This window comes from Gordonia sp. UBA7860, from assembly GCF_002500165.1.
Taxonomy (GTDB): Bacteria; Actinomycetota; Actinomycetes; order Mycobacteriales; family Mycobacteriaceae; genus Gordonia; species Gordonia sputi.
On sequence record NZ_DLSO01000051.1, the window covers coordinates 22,519 to 39,898 of the forward strand.

The 17,380-nt window shown below is 67.1% G+C and carries 16 protein-coding genes; 4 read left to right on the forward strand and 12 right to left on the reverse strand.

Features of this window, described 5'->3' with window-relative positions:
* Positions 1–54 precede the first annotated feature (54 nt).
* Entirely contained in the window at positions 55–342 is a 288-nt protein-coding gene (locus B3T59_RS07730) for a hypothetical protein (protein ID WP_251722943.1), read from the forward strand.
* A gap of 61 nt (positions 343–403) precedes the next feature.
* Positions 404–1,372 (forward strand): 2,3,4,5-tetrahydropyridine-2,6-dicarboxylate N-succinyltransferase, encoded by a 969-nt coding sequence (gene dapD, locus B3T59_RS07735; RefSeq protein WP_082933730.1) that lies wholly within the window; start codon positions 404–406, stop codon positions 1,370–1,372.
* A 337-nt stretch (positions 1,373–1,709) separates the two neighbouring features.
* On the opposite strand, the gene dapC is transcribed toward dapD, so the two are convergent.
* Entirely contained in the window at positions 1,710–2,834 is a 1,125-nt protein-coding gene (dapC, locus tag B3T59_RS07740; protein WP_064863605.1) for a succinyldiaminopimelate transaminase, read from the reverse strand.
* 1 nt (position 2,835) lies between these two features.
* Positions 2,836–3,168, reverse strand: a complete 333-nt coding sequence (fdxA, locus tag B3T59_RS07745) for a ferredoxin (protein ID WP_005207375.1) — start codon at positions 3,166–3,168, stop codon at positions 2,836–2,838.
* 469 nt (positions 3,169–3,637) lie between these two features.
* On the opposite strand from fdxA, the gene B3T59_RS07750 reads away from it, so the two are divergent.
* On the forward strand, positions 3,638–4,237 hold the full coding sequence (locus B3T59_RS07750; RefSeq protein ID WP_064904346.1) for a cysteine dioxygenase: 600 nt from the start codon (positions 3,638–3,640) through the stop codon (positions 4,235–4,237).
* A 24-nt stretch (positions 4,238–4,261) separates the two neighbouring features.
* Positions 4,262–4,630, forward strand: a complete 369-nt coding sequence (locus B3T59_RS07755; protein ID WP_285897655.1) for a rhodanese-like domain-containing protein — start codon at positions 4,262–4,264, stop codon at positions 4,628–4,630.
* Positions 4,631–4,689: 59 nt separating this feature from the next.
* Here the strand turns inward: B3T59_RS07755 and cofG are convergent, their stop codons facing one another.
* The 10 genes from cofG to B3T59_RS07805 form a co-directional block, all read right to left on the reverse strand.
* Positions 4,690–5,922 carry a 7,8-didemethyl-8-hydroxy-5-deazariboflavin synthase CofG gene (gene cofG / locus B3T59_RS07760; protein ID WP_376782621.1) on the reverse strand — a complete coding sequence of 411 codons (1,233 nt, stop codon included), beginning with the start codon at positions 5,920–5,922 and terminating at the stop codon, positions 4,690–4,692.
* Positions 5,923–5,939: 17 nt separating this feature from the next.
* Entirely contained in the window at positions 5,940–7,430 is a 1,491-nt protein-coding gene (locus B3T59_RS07765; RefSeq protein ID WP_287001915.1) for a flavin-containing monooxygenase, read from the reverse strand.
* Between the two features lie 11 nt (positions 7,431–7,441).
* Positions 7,442–8,581 (reverse strand): FO synthase, encoded by a 1,140-nt coding sequence (locus B3T59_RS07770; RefSeq protein ID WP_287001916.1) that lies wholly within the window; start codon positions 8,579–8,581, stop codon positions 7,442–7,444.
* A gap of 78 nt (positions 8,582–8,659) precedes the next feature.
* On the reverse strand, positions 8,660–9,031 hold the full coding sequence (locus tag B3T59_RS07775; RefSeq protein WP_287001917.1) for a facilitated glucose transporter: 372 nt from the start codon (positions 9,029–9,031) through the stop codon (positions 8,660–8,662).
* Positions 9,031–9,954, reverse strand: coding sequence for an N-acetyl-1-D-myo-inositol-2-amino-2-deoxy-alpha-D-glucopyranoside deacetylase (mshB, locus tag B3T59_RS07780; protein WP_287001918.1), 924 nt, complete (start codon positions 9,952–9,954; stop codon positions 9,031–9,033). Before mshB ends, B3T59_RS07775 begins: the two co-directional genes overlap by 1 nt.
* A complete protein-coding gene (locus B3T59_RS07785; protein ID WP_376782618.1) occupies positions 9,939–11,846 on the reverse strand; it encodes an ABC transporter family substrate-binding protein in 1,908 nt (635 codons plus the stop codon). The genes mshB and B3T59_RS07785 overlap by 16 nt, the downstream gene beginning before the upstream one ends.
* Before the next feature lie 86 nt (positions 11,847–11,932).
* A complete protein-coding gene (gene typA, locus B3T59_RS07790) occupies positions 11,933–13,858 on the reverse strand; it encodes a translational GTPase TypA (RefSeq protein ID WP_287001920.1) in 1,926 nt (641 codons plus the stop codon).
* 176 nt (positions 13,859–14,034) lie between these two features.
* Complete coding sequence (locus B3T59_RS07795; protein ID WP_376782619.1) at positions 14,035–14,922, reverse strand: EamA family transporter; 888 nt, start codon at positions 14,920–14,922, stop codon at positions 14,035–14,037.
* A gap of 65 nt (positions 14,923–14,987) precedes the next feature.
* Entirely contained in the window at positions 14,988–16,376 is a 1,389-nt protein-coding gene (locus B3T59_RS07800; protein WP_287001921.1) for an alpha/beta fold hydrolase, read from the reverse strand.
* 242 nt (positions 16,377–16,618) lie between these two features.
* Positions 16,619–17,020: an NUDIX domain-containing protein gene (locus B3T59_RS07805; protein WP_287001922.1), complete on the reverse strand. Its 402-nt coding sequence runs from the start codon at positions 17,018–17,020 to the stop codon at positions 16,619–16,621.
* Positions 17,021–17,380 lie beyond the last annotated feature (360 nt).

The following is a 17,380-nucleotide window of genomic DNA, read 5'->3' on the forward strand; positions in this document are numbered from 1 at the left end:
TGTGACCTTGGTAACACTAGGCTGAGTGCGTCGTCGAATCGAGGAGATGGCGCCATGACGGCTTTCCACAGATCCCACGTGTCACACGGCAATCACCCGATGGGGGTGGTCGCCTTCGTTCTCGTGCTGGCGGGCTTCCTGTCGCTGGCGGTCTCGCTGACCATGTTGGCGACAGGCGAAACCACCGCGGGAATCGTCTGGGCGGTGGTCATGGTGGCGGCGTTCGCCGGTGGCGCGGCGGTGCTGATCGCACTGAGCCGACAGATGTACCACAGCGCGTTCTTCCCGGTGAACACCGAGCACGACCGCGTCGAGTACGACCACATGTATCACCAGCACTGATTCGGGTCGATCCCGGCGACCTGCCCCAGCCCGAGGGGAGGTCGCCGGTAAACTCCTGCCCGTGACGACGAATGGCGCTTACGCAACAGGCATCGCAACCGTGACCAACGGAGGGTCCGCCGATCCCGGCGTTGTCCTCGACGTCTGGTATCCGGACCCCGAACTCGCAACGCCCGACCTTGCCGACACCAAGATCCTCGAGGGCGACGACATTCCCCCAGACCTGAACGATCTGGTCGGGCTCGACGAGGCACGCGGCGTCAAGATCGTCGCGGTGCGCACCACCATTGCTGATCTGTCGGTCGCCCCGTCGGACGCCTACGACGTCTATCTGCGTCTACACCTGCTGTCGCACCGACTCATCGAGCCGCACGAGGCGAATCTCGAGGGCATCTTCGGTCTGCTGTCGAACGTCGTCTGGACGAACTTCGGCCCCTGCCCGGTGGAGGGATTCGAGAAGGTTCGACGACGCCTTCGCGCACGTGGACACGTGACCGTACTGAGCATCGACAAATTCCCGCGGATGGTCGACTACGTCGCACCCGGCGGAGTCCGTATCGGCGACGCCGATCGCGTGCGTCTCGGCGCCCACCTCGCCCCCGGCACCACCGTGATGCACGAGGGATTCGTGAACTACAACGCGGGCACGCTCGGGTCGTCGATGGTCGAGGGTCGGATCTCCGCGGGCGTCGTCGTCGGCGATGGTTCGGACATCGGTGGCGGAGCGTCGACGATGGGCACGCTGTCGGGCGGCGGCAAAGAGATCATCTCGCTGGGCAAGCGCTGCCTGCTCGGCGCGAACTCCGGCTGCGGCATTCCTCTCGGCGACGACTGTGTCGTCGAGGCCGGGCTGTACGTCACCGCCGGCACCAAGGTGACCGGACCCGACGGCGCGTCGGTCAAGGCGCGTGAGTTGTCCGGGCAGTCGAATCTGCTGTTCCGTCGCAACAGCCTCACCGGCGCTGTCGAAGTCGTGCCGTGGAAGGGCGACGGCATCGCGCTGAACGAGGCGCTGCACAAGAACAACTGACTCGGGGCTGCCGAGTCGGCGTTGCGGACGCCTCCGTGGCGGCGTGTGATTTCGACTCGGCAGCTCGCTGCGCTCGCGGCCGGCTCAATCAGCGGGTAGGGCGGCCGACTCACTCAGCGAATGGGGCAGCTCGCTGCGCTCGCGGCCGGCTCAATCAGCGGGTAGGGCGCTCCGCTCGCGGCCGGCTCACTCAGCGGATCGTCGGGGCGGGATGTAAATGTGTGTCGGATCGAAGGATGTGGGTGCTGCAGCACCCACATCTTTACGTTCGACACACATCTGCGGCGGGCGCGGGCGGATCTGGCCAGATCCGCCCAGTCGGCGGGGCGGGTGGCCCTCAGGCGGTGAGCCGCGCCACGGCGGCGTCGATGCGCTCGTCGGTGGCGGTCAGAGCGAAGCGCACGTGGTTGACCCCGAGCGGTCCGTAGAAGTCTCCGGGGGCAGCCAGGATTCCGCGTTGGGCGAGCCACGCGACTGTGTCACGGCAGCCCTCGCCGCGGGTGGCCCAGAGGTAGAGCCCGGCCTCCGAATCGTCGACGCGGAAACCCGCCTCGCGCACCGCGGGCAGCAGCCGCGAACGGCGCAACTGGTAGCGGGCGCGCTGCGCCTCGACGTGCGTGTCGTCGGAGAGCGCAGCGGTCATCGCGGCCTGGATCGGGAACGGCACGATCATGCCCGAATGTTTGCGCACGGCAAGGAGTTCGGCGATCAGGTCGCGGTCGCCCGCGAAGAAGCCCGCGCGATACGACGCCAGGTTGGAGATCTTCGACAGGGAGTGGATGGCGAGTAGCCCGGTGTGGTCGCCGTCGCTGACCCGCGGATCGAGAATCGACACTGCCTCGGTGTCCCACGACAGTCCGAGGTAGCACTCGTCGGACGCGAGGATCGTGTCGTGCTCGCGGCACCATGCAACCACTTTGCGCAGGTGGTCGACGCCCAGCACGCGGCCCGTCGGATTCGACGGTGAGTTGATGAACATCAGCGCTGGTGCCGAACTGCCCATGACCGGGCCGATCTGCAGCGTCGAATCCGCTCGTGTCACCGACGCGCCCGCCAGCAGGGCACTGACTTCGTACGTGGGGTAGGCGACCTCGGGGATCACGACGTTGTCGCCGACGCCGATACCGAGCGCGGAGGTCAGCCCGGCGATGGCCTCTTTGGTCCCGATGACCGGCAGAATCGACGATTCGTCGAGGCCCGACGCGCCGTACCGGCGTGCGAGAGCCTCTGCGGCGGCCTCGCGTAGCTCTTTCGTACCGACCGTTGTCGGATAGCCGGGGAAATCCGACGCGGACGCCAGCGCCTCACGAATCAGCGTGTCGACGGGATCGACGGGAGTGCCGACAGAGAGGTCGACGATGCCGTCCGCGTGGGCGGCAGCAGTCGCCTTGGCCTCGGCGAGCGAATCCCAGGGAAAATCGGGTAGCGCCTCACTCACACGTGCCCGGCGGGCCGTTCGCAAGTCAGTCCTCGCCCTCGTTCATCGGCGGGAGTTCTTTGACGAAGGGCGGGTCGAAGTCGGTCTTGCCGACCTTGCTCGCGCCACCCGGCGAACCGAGGTCGTCGAAGAAGTCGGCATTCGCGCTGACGTAGGGCTCCCACTCGTCGGGAACGTCGTCCTCGTAGAAGATCGCTTCCACAGGACACACCGGTTCGCAGGCACCACAGTCCACGCACTCATCCGGCTGGATGTACAGACTGCGGCCACCCTCGTAGATGCAATCGACAGGGCACTCCTCGACGCAGGCCTTGTCCATCACGTCCACACAGGGCTCCGCGATGATGTACGTCACCACTTTCTCCTTTTCCGCATCACACGTTCATGTGTCCGCTCGCGCCCGCGTGTGCTCACACGGCGGCAGACCTCGACGCGAGGGCTGATCGCGTCGCACGCGCGCACCGCCGACCTCCCCCGAGACAGGCGCCGAGCACACACGCATCGTCAACCTTATCTGCCCGGCAATGCCACAGCCCACATCGCCCCGTGCTATCGCCCACATCTTTCCCGGTCAGGGCAACTCGGCACGACGAAGATCACAGTTTCGACGACTCGATTCCCTCCCCGACGGCAGCCGTCGATTTGCGTTCAGCGTGACGCCAACCCTCCCGTGGCACAGACGTCGGGAGCATCCTGTCCTGGTGAGTCTGATCATCGCCCGGAACGGGGCCCAGCAGATCAGCGTGGGATTGGCCATCGCGCACTGTCGACGTCGCTGATCATCCGCTGATCCCCGACCCCCTCTCCACCTTTCGTCCGGAGTACTCATGACCTCGACCCTCGATCCCGTGCACCGCGCCGCGACACGACCGACGAGCGCCACCCTTCCCACCAGACTTCGACCCGCCGACCTCCTGCGCATCACCGATCAGGGCGTCGCAGACGTTCTCGACGGTCGATACAACCACCTGCTGCCTCCGACCTGGGACCCCGTCGAGCGCTGGTCGACCCGCCTCGAATCCGACGACGACCTCGACCTCTGGCTGATCAGTTGGACACCCGACCGCTCGACGGACCTACACGACCACGCCGGCTCACTCGGCGCACTGACCGTGCTGTCCGGCGCGCTGCGCGAGTACCGCTGGACCGGCAACGATCTCGCACTGCGCATCCTGTCCGCGGGCGACCAGGCGTCGTTTCCCCTCGGCTGGGTCCACGACGTGCAGCATCACGCCAGCGCCCCTCCGCTACGCGGACTCAACCAGGCGCACGCAACCTCGCACCGCCTCGGCTCGGTGAACGAACCGGGCCCCACCCTCAGCGTGCATGCCTATTCGCCACCGCTGACGGCGATGTCGTTCTACGAGGTCACCGACTCGAGCAGATTGCGACGCACACGCACAGAACTCACCGACGAACCCGAATGATCCCGATAGCCTTGCGGTGTGCCGATGACGATCAATGACCTCCTGCTGAACGCCCGCGAGAGCCTCCAGCGGGTCGACGCCGAGGATCTGCCCGACGAACTCCAGCGGGGAGCAGTCCTCGTCGACATCCGCCCGGCCGCGCAGCGCGCCGCCGAAGGAGAGCATCCCGACGCACTGGTCATCGAGCGCAACGTCCTCGAGTGGCGCTGCGACCCCGCCAGTGACGCCCGGATCGACGAGGCGGTCGATCATGACGTGCGGTGGATCATCCTGTGCTCGGAGGGTTATACGTCGAGCTTGGCTGCGGCGTCGCTGCAGCAGTTGGGCTTACACCGCGCCACCGACGTCGTCGGCGGCTACCGAGCGATCCTCGCCACGCAGTCAGACGACTGAACTTCTCAGTGCCGCAAGACCTCCCGAAGCCGCGAGACCTCCCGACGCCTCAGACTCCCTCACGCGACGGCGGGCCAGGGACGGCCCGACGGCCTGGCGTCTGCCGCGAGTCCGGTGTCCGGGTCGGCGAGTGCCGCAACGTGCGCCGTCAGTGACGGATCGATCCAGTTCTCGGCGTCGAGCACGTACGGCGGTTGGGCCGTGATCCGCTCGGCGAGAACGTATCCCGATTCCGCGGTGATCTCGGCGAGAGTGGTCAGGTTGGGCCACGGACGTTCGGGGTTGACGTGGTCGGGCGTCAGCGGCGACACGCCACCCCAGTCGTCGATGCCCGAGGCGATCAACGCCGCGCACTCCTCCCCCGACACCAGGTTCGGCGGCGCCTGCACCCGCATGCGCGACCCGAGCACGATGCGTGCGGTTGCCACGGCCGCGAGGAACTCGGTCATCTCGGCGTCGGGTGTGCCGCGCATCGCGGTGTCGGGCTTGGCCCGGAAGTTCTGCACGATCACCTCCTGGATGTGACCGGCACGCGCGATATCGGCAAGTGCGAGTAGCGATTCCGCGCGTTCGGTCAAGCTCTCACCGATGCCGACGAGGATGCCCGTGGTGAAGGGAATCCGCAGATCACCCGCATCGCGCAGCACCTGCAGCCGGACCAACGGGTCTTTGTCGGGGCTGCCGTAGTGCGGTTGCCCCTTCTCGGTGAACAGTCTGCGCGAGGTGGTCTCGAGCATCATGCCCATCGAGGGCGCAACGGGCCGCAACACCGCCATCTCCTCGGCGCTCATCACGCCGGGGTTGAGATGCGGCAGCAGGCCGGTGTCTTCGAGGACGGCAACCGCTGCTGCGCGCACGTAGTCGAGTGTCGACGAATATCCCCGTGCGGCAAGCCATTCGCCCGCCTGCGGCCAGCGATCCTCCGGCCGGTCGCCCAGGGTGAACAGCGCTTCTTTGCAGCCGAGCGCGGCTCCCTGGCGTGCGATCGACAGCACCTGGTCGATCTCGAGGAACATGCCCTCGCCCGCCCGTGCCAGTTTGCCCGGCACCGTCACGAACGTGCAGTAGTGACACCGGTCGCGGCACAGCCGCGTCAACGGCACGAACACCTTGCGCGAGTAGGTGATCTGACGTTCCCGACCCACCTCGGCAAGCCCCTCGTCGCGCATCGCCGACGCGACCGCCGCCACCGCGGTCAGGTCGTCGCCCGACGCCGACAGCAGCGCCGTCGCCTCGGCGAGCCCGACGTCGCCCCCCGCGCGCAACACGTCGAGCGCCTCACGTGCAGTCATGTCGGTTGTCATCACGCTCACCCCTCGCGGGTCTCGACGACATACGGCCCTACATCGAACGTACCGTTTCTCTCTCGAAACGAGACTGCCGTACCAGGCCAGAGCAGCGTCAGCCTTCCGCTGTCCGGATCGACATACCAACTGTTGCAGCCGGTTAACCACACCGTCGACGAGGCGCGCTCGTCGATCTCGGCTGTGTAGGAGGCTTCGGCGTCGGCGGTGACCTCCACCGATCGGATCCCGTCGTCGGCGAGTACATCGAGCGCGCCGAGAACGTAGCCGAGTTGGGTCTCGATCATGTAGATGGCGGAGTTGTGCCCCAGTGCGGCATTGGGGCCGTCGAGCACGAACATGTTGGGGAAGCCGTGCACGGTGGTCGACGCGTACGACGTCATCCCGTCGGACCAGTGCGTGTCGAGCCGTTCGCCGCTGACACCGGTGATGCGCGTGGAGACTGGAGGCCGGGCGGCCTCGAATCCCGTTGCCAGCACGAGTAGGTCGAGGTCATAGCAGCGTCCACTGGCCGCGCGAGCCTTCGATTCGCGCACCGTGTCGAGCGCACTCGGCTCGAGGATCACGTTGTCGCGCAGAAGCGTCGGATAGAAGTCGTCGCTCAACAGGATGCGTTTGCACCCGATCTCGTAGTCGGGCGTGAGGATCGATCGGAGTTCCGGATCGTCGATCTGGGCGTGCAGCTGAGTTCGTGCGCGCGCGCGGATCTCGTCGATATCCGGGTGCAGCGCGAGCCGCTGACGGAACGCGGCATCGGCGTCGCGCAGGAGTTGATCGCGCACATCATCTGCGACAGCCGGGTCGAGGTAGGTGGCGCGTTCTTCGACGGTGTACCGCCGATCGTCACGCGGCACGACATACGGTGGCGTCCGACAGAAGACGACGAGTTCTTCGGCGTTCTCGGCGAGATGGGGAGCGATCTGCACCGCCGACGCACCGGTACCCACCAGACCGATGCGCGCGCCGTCGAGCGGCAGGTCGTCGCGCCAGGCCGCGGTGTGGACCACCTCGCCGGTGAACGAGTCGAGTCCCTCGATGTCGGGGACTCTCGGCTCCGACAACCGCCCGACAGCGAGAACCAATGCACGGCAAGTGATCTCGCCGTCCGACGTCGTAATCGTCCACCGAGCGGCTGCGGGATTCCAGGTGGCGTCGAGCAGCTCACAGCCGAGTCGGAGTCGGTCGTCGAATCCCTCGTCGAGCACGGTCCGTTCGAGATACTCGCGGATCTCGCCACCACTGGGATACACCGACGACCAATCGGCAGGCGGACGGAACGAGAACGAGTAGAGATGCGCCGGAATGTCGCAGGCAATACCCGGATAGGTGTTGTCCCGCCACGTTCCCCCGACGGCGTCGGCACGCTCGAGAACGAGAAACGACTCGCGTCCACGTCGAGCGAGCTTGGTGGCCATCCCGATTCCGGCGAACCCGGCACCGACGATCACGACGTCGACGTCGGGCTCTGCGACAGCTCGACGGTCAGGCGTGCTCACATGGTCGGCAGTCACCCGCAGGCCCGCATATTCTCGTTCTGCGGCAACGTGATTCGACGCCCCTCCGGAGGATCGCCATAGTCGGTACGACGCTGCCGGGGCAGCCGCCCAACCGTGTGAGCGATCTCCGCGATGTCGTCGACCGACAGCGTGCGACCGGCCTCCTGGCCTGATTCCGGCGAGAGCTCGCCGTCGAGTAGCAGGCCGCCGATGTCGTCGGCGCCGCCCATGAGAACGTCGAGGACGACGTCGCGATCGAGCTTGGTCCAGGCGACCTGGATGTGGTCGATATGTCCGAGCATCATCAGACGCGCGACCGCGTGGACCGCCCTGGTCTCACGAACACCGACCGAGTGGGTGGCCACGTCGGCGAGGTGACGTGGTGCGTTCTCGGGCAGCAGCGGCATCACGATCAACTCGTGAAAGCCGTGGGTCTCGTCGGCGATGCGGGCAAGCAGTCGCAGGTGTGCGACCACATGCTCGGGCTCTTCGACGTGGCCGTACAGCAGAGTGGCGGTGGAGAACAGGCCCGTGAGATGGGCGGCGCGGATCGTGTCGACCCACTCCGATACCGGCTGCGGCGCACTTGCGGGATGCAGTGCCGCACGCACCTCGTCGTCGAGAATCTGTGCCGCGGTGCCCGGTACGGACCCGAGTCCCGCGGTGCGCGCCAGCCGGAGGAACTCCGGGACGTCGAGGCTCATGCGCGCGGCACCGTCGCGGATCTCGGGTGGTCGGAAGGCGTGCAGGTGCATGTCCGGCGACGCGGCGTGGATTCTTTCGATGATGCGCAGGTAGACGTCGCCGCGTTCATCACCTGGTATGGCGCCCTGCATGCAGATCTCGGTGGCTCCGAGCGACCACGCCTCCGCGACGAGCGCCTCGATCGAGACTGCCGAATCGTCGGCCGCGACAACTGCGGTGTCGAAGTTGCGGTTCACCACGAAGGTCATGACGTCGGGATCGGTGACCTCCCTGCGGGCGGCGTCGGCGAGTGCGCACAGTTCGAGCAGGTCGTCGCCATCGGCGCCGAGCAGGGCCACCCACTCGGCGTCGGTCACCGACGCCGCGCCGGCTCGCACAGCGGCCAACGCCGACCGAACCGATTCGACTGGGGCGGGGCGGTCACTCGCCCACGCGCGCAACACCATGCAGAACACTCTAACGATCGCTGCCGTCGCCACCCCCGGCGGACGCAGCTGGAGAGGCTCAGCGAACGCGGAACCCGGTCAGGCCTCGGCCTCGGGCAGGCGTCTCGACCAGACCAACGCGACGGGTGCGCCGAGTCCGATGATCACGAGCAGCAACGTCGCGAGCGTCATGCTGCCCTGCAGCGCGAGCATCACGTCGCCTCTCGGGCCGCCCATGCCTGCCACGGCAAGCACAATCAGCCACGCCACCAGGGGGCCGTACCGCAGCGGGCCGTCGGTGTACTTCGCGGCCAGCCACAGCAGCAGGCAGTTGAGCAGGCCGGCGCCGATCGCAGCGACCGGTACGGGTGTCCCTCCGAGGCGCAGGTAGACGAAGCCGACCGAGAGCAGTCCGACGATGAATCCATCGAGGATCAGGAATCCGAGGAGCACCCGGTCGGCGACGCGCATCACGCCACTCCGTCAGACGAGCCGTCAGACGCGTGGTCCGAGAAGAAGAGATCCGCAGCACGGCGCCCAGACGTGAGGCGATCCCGGTTCGACCGCAGCACGAAGTGTTCGTCGCTCATGATCGGTTGCAGGATGTTGTTGCTGAGCGCGTACTCGGTTCCCGACTCCGCGACGGTCACCTGCGTGGCGTGCGCACGCAGCCCGTCGACCTTGCGGTCGTAGACGGTGCTGATGTCGATCGCGGCGTCGATCTCGTCGTCGGGATAGCTGGGCAACTCCCCCGTCCCGGGCATCCGCCACCCCTGCGGAACGCTGCTCGCCGAGGCCAATCCCTCGTGCAGCGCACTGTGTTCGGTGACCGACTCCCAGACGATGAGCTCGCGCCCGGTTCTGGCCTCGACGAGTGGGATCGCCGCCATCGACGCCGTGTGGACCATCTTGTGGTCGGGGTGACCGTAGGTGCCCGCCATGTCGTAGGTGACGAGGACGTGCGGGTCGAAGTCGGCGATGACGTTCGCGAGTGTTGCCACGACATCGTCGAAGCGCGCTTGCGCGAGCGCACGCGGATGCTGCGCCGACGCCGAACCGGCCATCCCCGAATCGCGCCAATGCCCCGCACCGCCGAGGAACTCCGGACGCAGCGGCGCTGCACCCTCCGGAGTGAGCGCGGCCAGTGCGTCGGTCAGCTCGCGGATACGGTAGCCGCCGAGCTGATCGGCACCGCCGTCGGCGACCAACTGCGCCCATTCGTCGCCGATCACCTCGCCCTCCTCGCCGAGCGTGAACGTGAGCACGCGCACGTCGACGCCCTCGGCGAGGTACCGCGCGATGGTGCCCCCGGTCATGATCGTCTCGTCGTCGGGGTGCGCGTGAAGCAGCAGCAGTCGACGATCGGATCGCTGGGCGCTCACGAGAGATTCCATGTGCTCGCCGTGCCGAAGATCGAGACCTGGATCGGTCCCGACAGCGGAACGTGGGTCACCTTGCGCGTCACACCCACCATCATGCTGTCCTGATAAAGCGGCAGATAAATCGACTGCGCTGCCAGTAGCGGTTCGGCCTCGGTCAACTGCGGTAGCGGGTCGTCCGACGACAAGGCGTCGCGCGCGAGGCCGATGAGCACGTTGTCGCACACTCCCGAGGGATTCGACGCGTAGACGTCCTGAGTCGACGACTGCTGCTGCTGGTCGGGGGCATCGCTCGTGGGGGTCGGCGGCGTCGAGAGGCTCGGTGCCGTACCCGGCTTGGGCTGGTCGCAGTCGACCTGGGACGCCAGTGCCGCGGCAGGCGGCACCCCGAGGCCCGTCCAGCCGACGGCCATGTCGACACGCGATTCGGTAAGGGCGACCCCATACAACTCGTTGTTGGGCAGCGACACCACGGCTGCACGTACACCCGCGTTGCGTAGCTGGTCGACGATGTTGGCAGCGGCGGCGGTCGACCGCGCGTCACCGCTGATCGCACCAACGCGCACGGCGAGGTCGCGCCCGTCCTTGGAGAAACCGGCGACACCGTCGGGTACCGGCGACATGGTCGACGCGGGGTCGGGTGGCGTCGAGGACGACGACGCTCCCGATGAGGGTGACGCAGAACTGGTGGTCGGTGCACTCGAGGGAACAGACGAACCGGCAGACGGCGTCGAGGTCGGGGTGGGCGCTCCACGCCGGTAGCCCGCCGACCCCAGCAACTCGTCGATCTGCTCGACGCTCGGGCGCTGACGGTCGACTGCGAAGTATCCCGGATCCGACGGTGCGAGAACGGTGTTCGCGTACGGCGTGACGACGGTGTCGCCCGCGCCCGCGTAGGTGACGATTGACGGGTCGATCATTCCCAGGATCGCGCGACGAACCGCCACCGAGTTCATCACCGGGGTGCGAGCGTTGACGCTGATACTCAACGCTCGTGACGTCGCCGAACGCTGCGTCGCGATCCCCGGGACGGCGGCGAGTTCTGCGCTGCTCGCAGGCCCGGTGGCCAGCGTCGCGAGCGACGAGTCGCCCGAACGCACGGACTCCACCATCTGCGACGCAGTACCAGCCCTGCGCAGCACCACCTGGTCGAGGATCGACGGCTTCACCCAGAAGCGGTCGTTGCGGATCAGTCGCACCTCGTCGCGGGTGGTGTCGATCGAAAACACCGAGAACGGACCAGCCGACACCGGCTTACCGCTGTCCATACCGGTCTGGAATCCGGCGGGCGCCCCCTTGAGGACGTGACTGGGAAGCAGCCAGGTGAACATCTCGCGCCACGCCGGGTATGCGCGCGCGAACTTGACCGTCACCACCTTGCCGCCGCTGCTCGACTCCACGGAGTCGATCAACCGGTACCCAGCGGGCGCGACGACGTTGGGCTGTCGCGACATCTGTTGCCACAGATAGCTGAAATCGTCGCCGGTGACGGGCAGACCGTCGGACCACTGCGCATTGGTGTGGATCTTGTAGGTGACCGTGAACGGCTGCTGCGACGTGACCTCCGCAGAGGTGAGCAGAGCCTCGGAGCGCTGCCAGACGACACCATTGGGCGTCTGAACGGGTTCGAACGCACTCGGCAGTGTCATCGAGGCGATTGCGGTGGTGACCGGACTCTGATCGGCGGCGAGATGCGGATTGAATCCCTGGCCGACCGAGTCGGTGGCGACGTAGATCGTCTTCTCCGTCGGGTACTCGGCGGGGGTCTGCGGTGGCGCCTCGGTCTCGCGGACCGGCGGCGGCGGGTCGGACATGCACCCGGCCATCGTCGCCACCACAACAGCGCTCAGCATCGCCAACAGGAGGTGCCTACGCCGTCGAGAACGGTCAACCGCTCGCGCCCGCATCGGCGGCCTCCTGCCGGTCACCCACTCACCCCCACCATCACGTCCCGATGTTCACGCCAGCACCACCCCGACACTCACGAGGTCGGCTAGCCGGCCGCCTGATCACGCGTCTTGGCTCGCGAACGCTCACGGGCACGCGTGGACGAATCGAGATGCACCTTACGCACCCGCACGACCTCGGGGGTCGCCTCGACACACTCGTCAGCTGCGCAGAATTCCATCGCGCCCTCGAGCTCGAGATGCATCGGCTTGGCCAGCGTCTCCATGACGTCTGCCGACGACTGACGCATATTGGTCAGCTTCTTCTCACGGGTGACGTTGATGTCGAGGTCTTCCGCGCGCGGGTTGATGCCGACGACGTGGCCCTCGTAGGTGTCATCGCCCGGGTTGACGAAGAACGTTCCACGATCGGCGAGCTGGATCATCGCGAACGGCGTCACGGAACCCGCGCGGTCACTGACCAGTGAGCCGGTGTGGCGTGCGCGGATCTCGCCCGCCCAGGCGTCGTAGCCGTCGAACACGGCGTTGGCGATTCCGGTGCCGCGCGTCTCGGTCAGGAAGTCGGTGCGGAAGCCGATCAGGCCGCGGGAGGGCACCCGGAACTCCATGCGGACCCAACCGGATCCGTGGTTGTTCATCTGGTCCATGCGGCCCTTACGCGCCGCGAGCAACTGGGTCACCGCACCGAGGTACTCCTCGGGGACGTCGATCGTCAGGTGCTCGAAGGGCTCGTGCACCTTGCCGTCGACCTTGCGCGTGACCACCTGCGGCTTGCCGACGGTCAGCTCGAAGTTCTCGCGTCGCATCTGCTCGACGAGGATCGCGAGCGCGAGCTCACCACGACCCTGCACCTCCCAGGCGTCGGGGCGATTGATGTCGACGACGCGCAGCGACACGTTGCCGATGAGCTCGCTGTCGAGGCGATCCTTGACCATGCGCGCGGTGAGCTTGTGGCCCTTCACCCGACCGGCGAGCGGCGAGGTGTTGGTGCCGATGATGACCGAGATGGCCGGCTCGTCGACGGTGATGCGCGGCAGGGCGACCGGGTTCTCGGCGTCGGCGAGGGTGTCGCCGATCATGATCTCGGGGATACCGGCGATGGCCACGATGTCGCCTGCGACGGCCGACTCCGCGGGACTGCGCTCGACGCCGACGGTCGCGAGCAACTCGGTGATCTTGGCGCGCTCGACGACCGGCTCCGCCGTGCCGTCCTCCTTGGTGATCTCACGCATCCAGGAGACGGTCTGGCCCTTCTTGAGCGTGCCGTTGTGGATGCGGACCAGCCCGAGGCGGCCGAGGAACGGCGAGGCGTCGAGGTTGGTGACGTGCGCCTGCAGCGGAGCATCCGCGTCGCCCTTGGGCGCGGGGACGTGCTCCATCAGGACGTCGAAGAAGGGGTCGAGGTTCTCGCCCTCGGGGACCTCACCATTCGCGGGCTCCACCGTGCTGGCGATGCCTGCGCGGCCCGAGGCGTACAGGACCGGGAGGTCGAGGACCTGCTCGGCAGCGGCGGCGGCCTCGTCGTCGAGGTCGGAGGCGAGGTCGAGCAGCAGATCGTGGGTCTCGGAGACAACCTCCGAGATGCGCGCGTCAGGACGGTCGGTCTTGTTGACGAGCAGGATGACCGGCAGCGATGCGCTGAGCGCCTTGCGCAGCACGAAGCGGGTCTGCGGGAGCGGACCCTCGGACGCGTCGACGAGCAGCACGACGCCGTCGACCATCGACAGGCCGCGCTCGACCTCACCGCCGAAGTCGGCGTGGCCGGGGGTGTCGATGACGTTGATAACGACCTCGGTGCCGTCGGGCTGACGACGATGCACCGCGGTGTTCTTCGCGAGAATGGTGATGCCCTTCTCGCGTTCGAGGTCTCCGGAGTCCATCACGCGATCGACGAGCTCGGCACGCTCACCGAACACTCCGGACTGGCGGAGCATCGCGTCGACCAGCGTGGTCTTGCCATGGTCGACGTGCGCGACGATCGCGACATTGCGGAAGTTGGGGACAGCGCTCACTGAGCTCTCTTTCATCTTTTTCGACGTCCCGAAGGCATGTGCGGGCCGTCGGCGATCCGGTTTCAGGCACCGGATGTGGACTCTACGACGCTCAACAGGGTATCTGCTCGGACCATGAGAGCGCGATCACACAGGTGGGAGTGGGTTTTGCGGTGCTCTTTGCGGGGTCGTCGTCGTCACCGCGACCGTCCACCCGCCTGGACCAGGATCGCCCCGGCGACGGCGAGGATTCCGAGCAGCTCGGTGAGCGCGGGAACCTGCCGCAACGCGACGAAGCCCACGACAGCGGCTGTGACCGGCAGCAGTGCGAGCAGCACGGCGAACCGAGCCGGACCCACCGAACGCAGGATGACCTGATCGAGGGCGTACGGAACCGCTGTCGAGAGCACCCCGAGTCCCAGCGCGAGCAGGATGAGCCACCACACGTTCTCGCCGGCCCGCACGGCCGGTCCGACGGTCAGCGCCAGCGGCGACGTCACGATCGCCGCGACCACGAAACCCGTTGTCAGGTCCTCGATCCCCGCCCCGCGGACGGCGACGCGACGGCCCAGCACGATGTAACCCGCCCAACACGCGGCGGCCACCAGCGCAAGCACGACGCCGAGCACGCTTCCCGCCCAGTGCACGTCGACGATGAGTGCCACGCCGATCACGGCGGCGAGCAGCGCCGCGACATCGCGCCTTGTACGTGATCCGGCCGCCGCCACCGCGATGGGACCGAGAAACTCGAGTGCGACCGTCGTGCCGAGTGGCAGGTGGTCGAGCGCGAGGTAGAACGCGATGTTCATCGCGGCCGTCATCAGGCCGAACATGCCCGCCAGGCGCAGCCGCGACCACTGCCACGCGGCGCGGCTGGGACGCACCACGATCAGCAGCACGAGCCCTGCCCCGGCGATGCGCAACCACGCGACACCCGCGGGCGACACCACGTCGAAGAGCTCGATCGCGATGGCGGCACCGAGGTACATCGACGTGCCACCCAGGAGCATCAACGCCGGAGCCAGCCAACGCACGTCGCGTGTGGCCGAAGGCCGCTCGATCCGTTGCCGTCGCTGTTGCGTCACAGCCGACGAAGCTACTCCGCGCCGCGCTCACCTCGCACGCGAGATCTTCACCGACGCGTTCGTCGTCAGGACGACCCGGATGATCCTGCCGAGCCCGTCGTCAGTCCGTTCGATGGCGCCTTCCGCACGCATCCGCTCGCCGCGGCTTTCCCTGCGAATCTGTCGGCGAGCCATTCGTAGGCCTCGTTGTATCCGGCGACTCCACCCGCGATGTGGCCCAACGCAGTTCCTCCGATCACCGGAAAGCTGATGTTCCGATATTCGAGTGACCGTGGGTTCTTGGCGCACCACTCGGCGAATAGCGTCTGACCTTGCGAGACGGGGACCGTCGGGTCAACGGGATTGCTGGACAACAGGATCGGGATATCGGTTGGCTTGCGCATACCGACCTTCTGATCGTTCACGCGCGCGGCAAGCGCGGGGGTGGAGTCGATCAGCTCTCCGATCGTCTTGCCGCTGGCAGTCCACGTACTCGTCTTCGGCGATCCGATGAGGGTCGTCGCCACGATGCACTGTCCGCGAACAAGATTCGTCACGCGCTTGCCCTCGGCGTCGAGCAGCGAAGGAATCTGTTGTGCCATATCGGGATACAGCGCCATCGCCCCGTCGATGGCCCAACCGATCGCTCCGCCGAGGCGCTGACCGTCGAGGTGATTGAGCAGGCTGCGCAGATCGGTCGGAGCGCCGCCCGCATAGATTCCGACAACATGGTTGGCCAGGTCGGGGGCGTAGGAGTCAATCAGTTCCGCTGCAGCGGCCGTCGCGGCGCCGCCCTGCGAATAACCGGCGAGCGCGACCTTGGTTGCCGGATTCACGCCTGGCAGGTGCAACGCGGCGCGTGCGGCGTCGATCACGGCGTTGCCCTGGTCGACGCGCATCGCGAAGGTGTGATCGCCGGGTGTCCCCAGTCCGATGTAGTCGGTGCTCACCACGCCGTAGCCGCGCGCGAGCAGGTTGTAGGTGATCAGTGCTTCGATCTCGGCCATCGGCCCGCCGGGTGACGCCACGTTCGGCGAGGAGATCAAACGTGAAGGCGCACATTGGTCGCCCATGCCGTGTGCGCCGGGCCCGTACGAGACGAGGGGACGCGTGCCCGGTCCGGTCCACGGCCGTGACGGTTGCAGGTAGTAGCCACTGACCGCGACCTTCTTGCCGAGAGCATTCGTCGACACATACAAGATCTTCGTCGCCGACGCCGGGATCTTCCCGGCCCGATTGGGCACGGTGATGAACGTCGACATGGACTGTGTCCGAAGCAGTGTGCCTGCCGCGGGAAGCGCGCCCGCCGGCGGCGTGTAGAAGGGGTCGCTGCCATCCGACGATCCCGCCGAACCGCTATCGGCTGAGCCCGACGACCCGAGCGGTGCAGCCGAGGCGCGGCCGGCGTCGAACACCCCGCTCGTTCCCAACATCCCGGCCACCGTGAGCGCCACGACGCAACCGGTGGTCGCCATCGATCGCCACCGGCCGCCGCGCGACCGAACCGTACGCCGATACGGCGTTACTCCCCCTCGATTGCCCACTCCGACTCCCACTTTCGATTCGGCAGCCACAGCGATGTCGCGTGCGCCCCTGGTGTGACGGGATGTGCGGATCGCCACACCCGGTGTTCGGTGTACGACAGTAAACCGAGTGTTGTCTGAGCGCAGGTTCGATTACCCATTCGTGATGTAACGAGTTGACGCTGGCCCTGTCATCACGCTCGGCGCAGAACCTCGCGGAGTTCGGGCACCCATGCGGTATCGGCGGGCACCAGCCGGCCCGCTGCAGCCATATCGTCGAGTTCGTCGGCGCTCACCCACAGCAGTCGGGAGTGTTCGACCGCCCTCGGCACACCGTCGACGATCCGCGCCCACAGCGCGACGAGCGTCAGGTCGTGCGAGAGTTCGACGGAGTCGGCGAGAAGTGCACCCACCTCGACGTCGACCTCGAGTTCTTCTCGCAGTTCACGACGCAACGCGGCCGCCAGGTCTTCGCCGTCTTCGACCTTGCCACCCGGCAGCTCCCACAGACCGGCAACCTGTTGCGGATAACTGCGCTGCGCCAACAGAAGTCGGCCATCGGAGGTGGTGATGGCACCCGCGACGACGGTCCGCATGCTCCCCTGCCGATCACCGCCACGTGTTCGGGACGCAACCGCAGCGCGACGGAATCCCCCACGCGCACACCGTCCTGTGACACCGCATCGACCTCGCCCACCGATGTCGACACCCGAATCCGCTGGCCTGCAGGAAGATCGGCCACCACGACCACCTCGCCACGGACCGCATCCGCGTCGAGAGTCCGGTCGCGCGCAAGTGCTTCTGCGGCGAGCGACTCCGCGCGGAGTCCGAGTTCGCCTGATTCCCAGTCATTGTCGATCCGCAGGGATTCCGGGTCGACGACGCCCACCGACGTGCTGATCACACCGTCAATTCGTCGCGCCTGCACCACCGTCGTGCATCCGAGGAACTGTGCA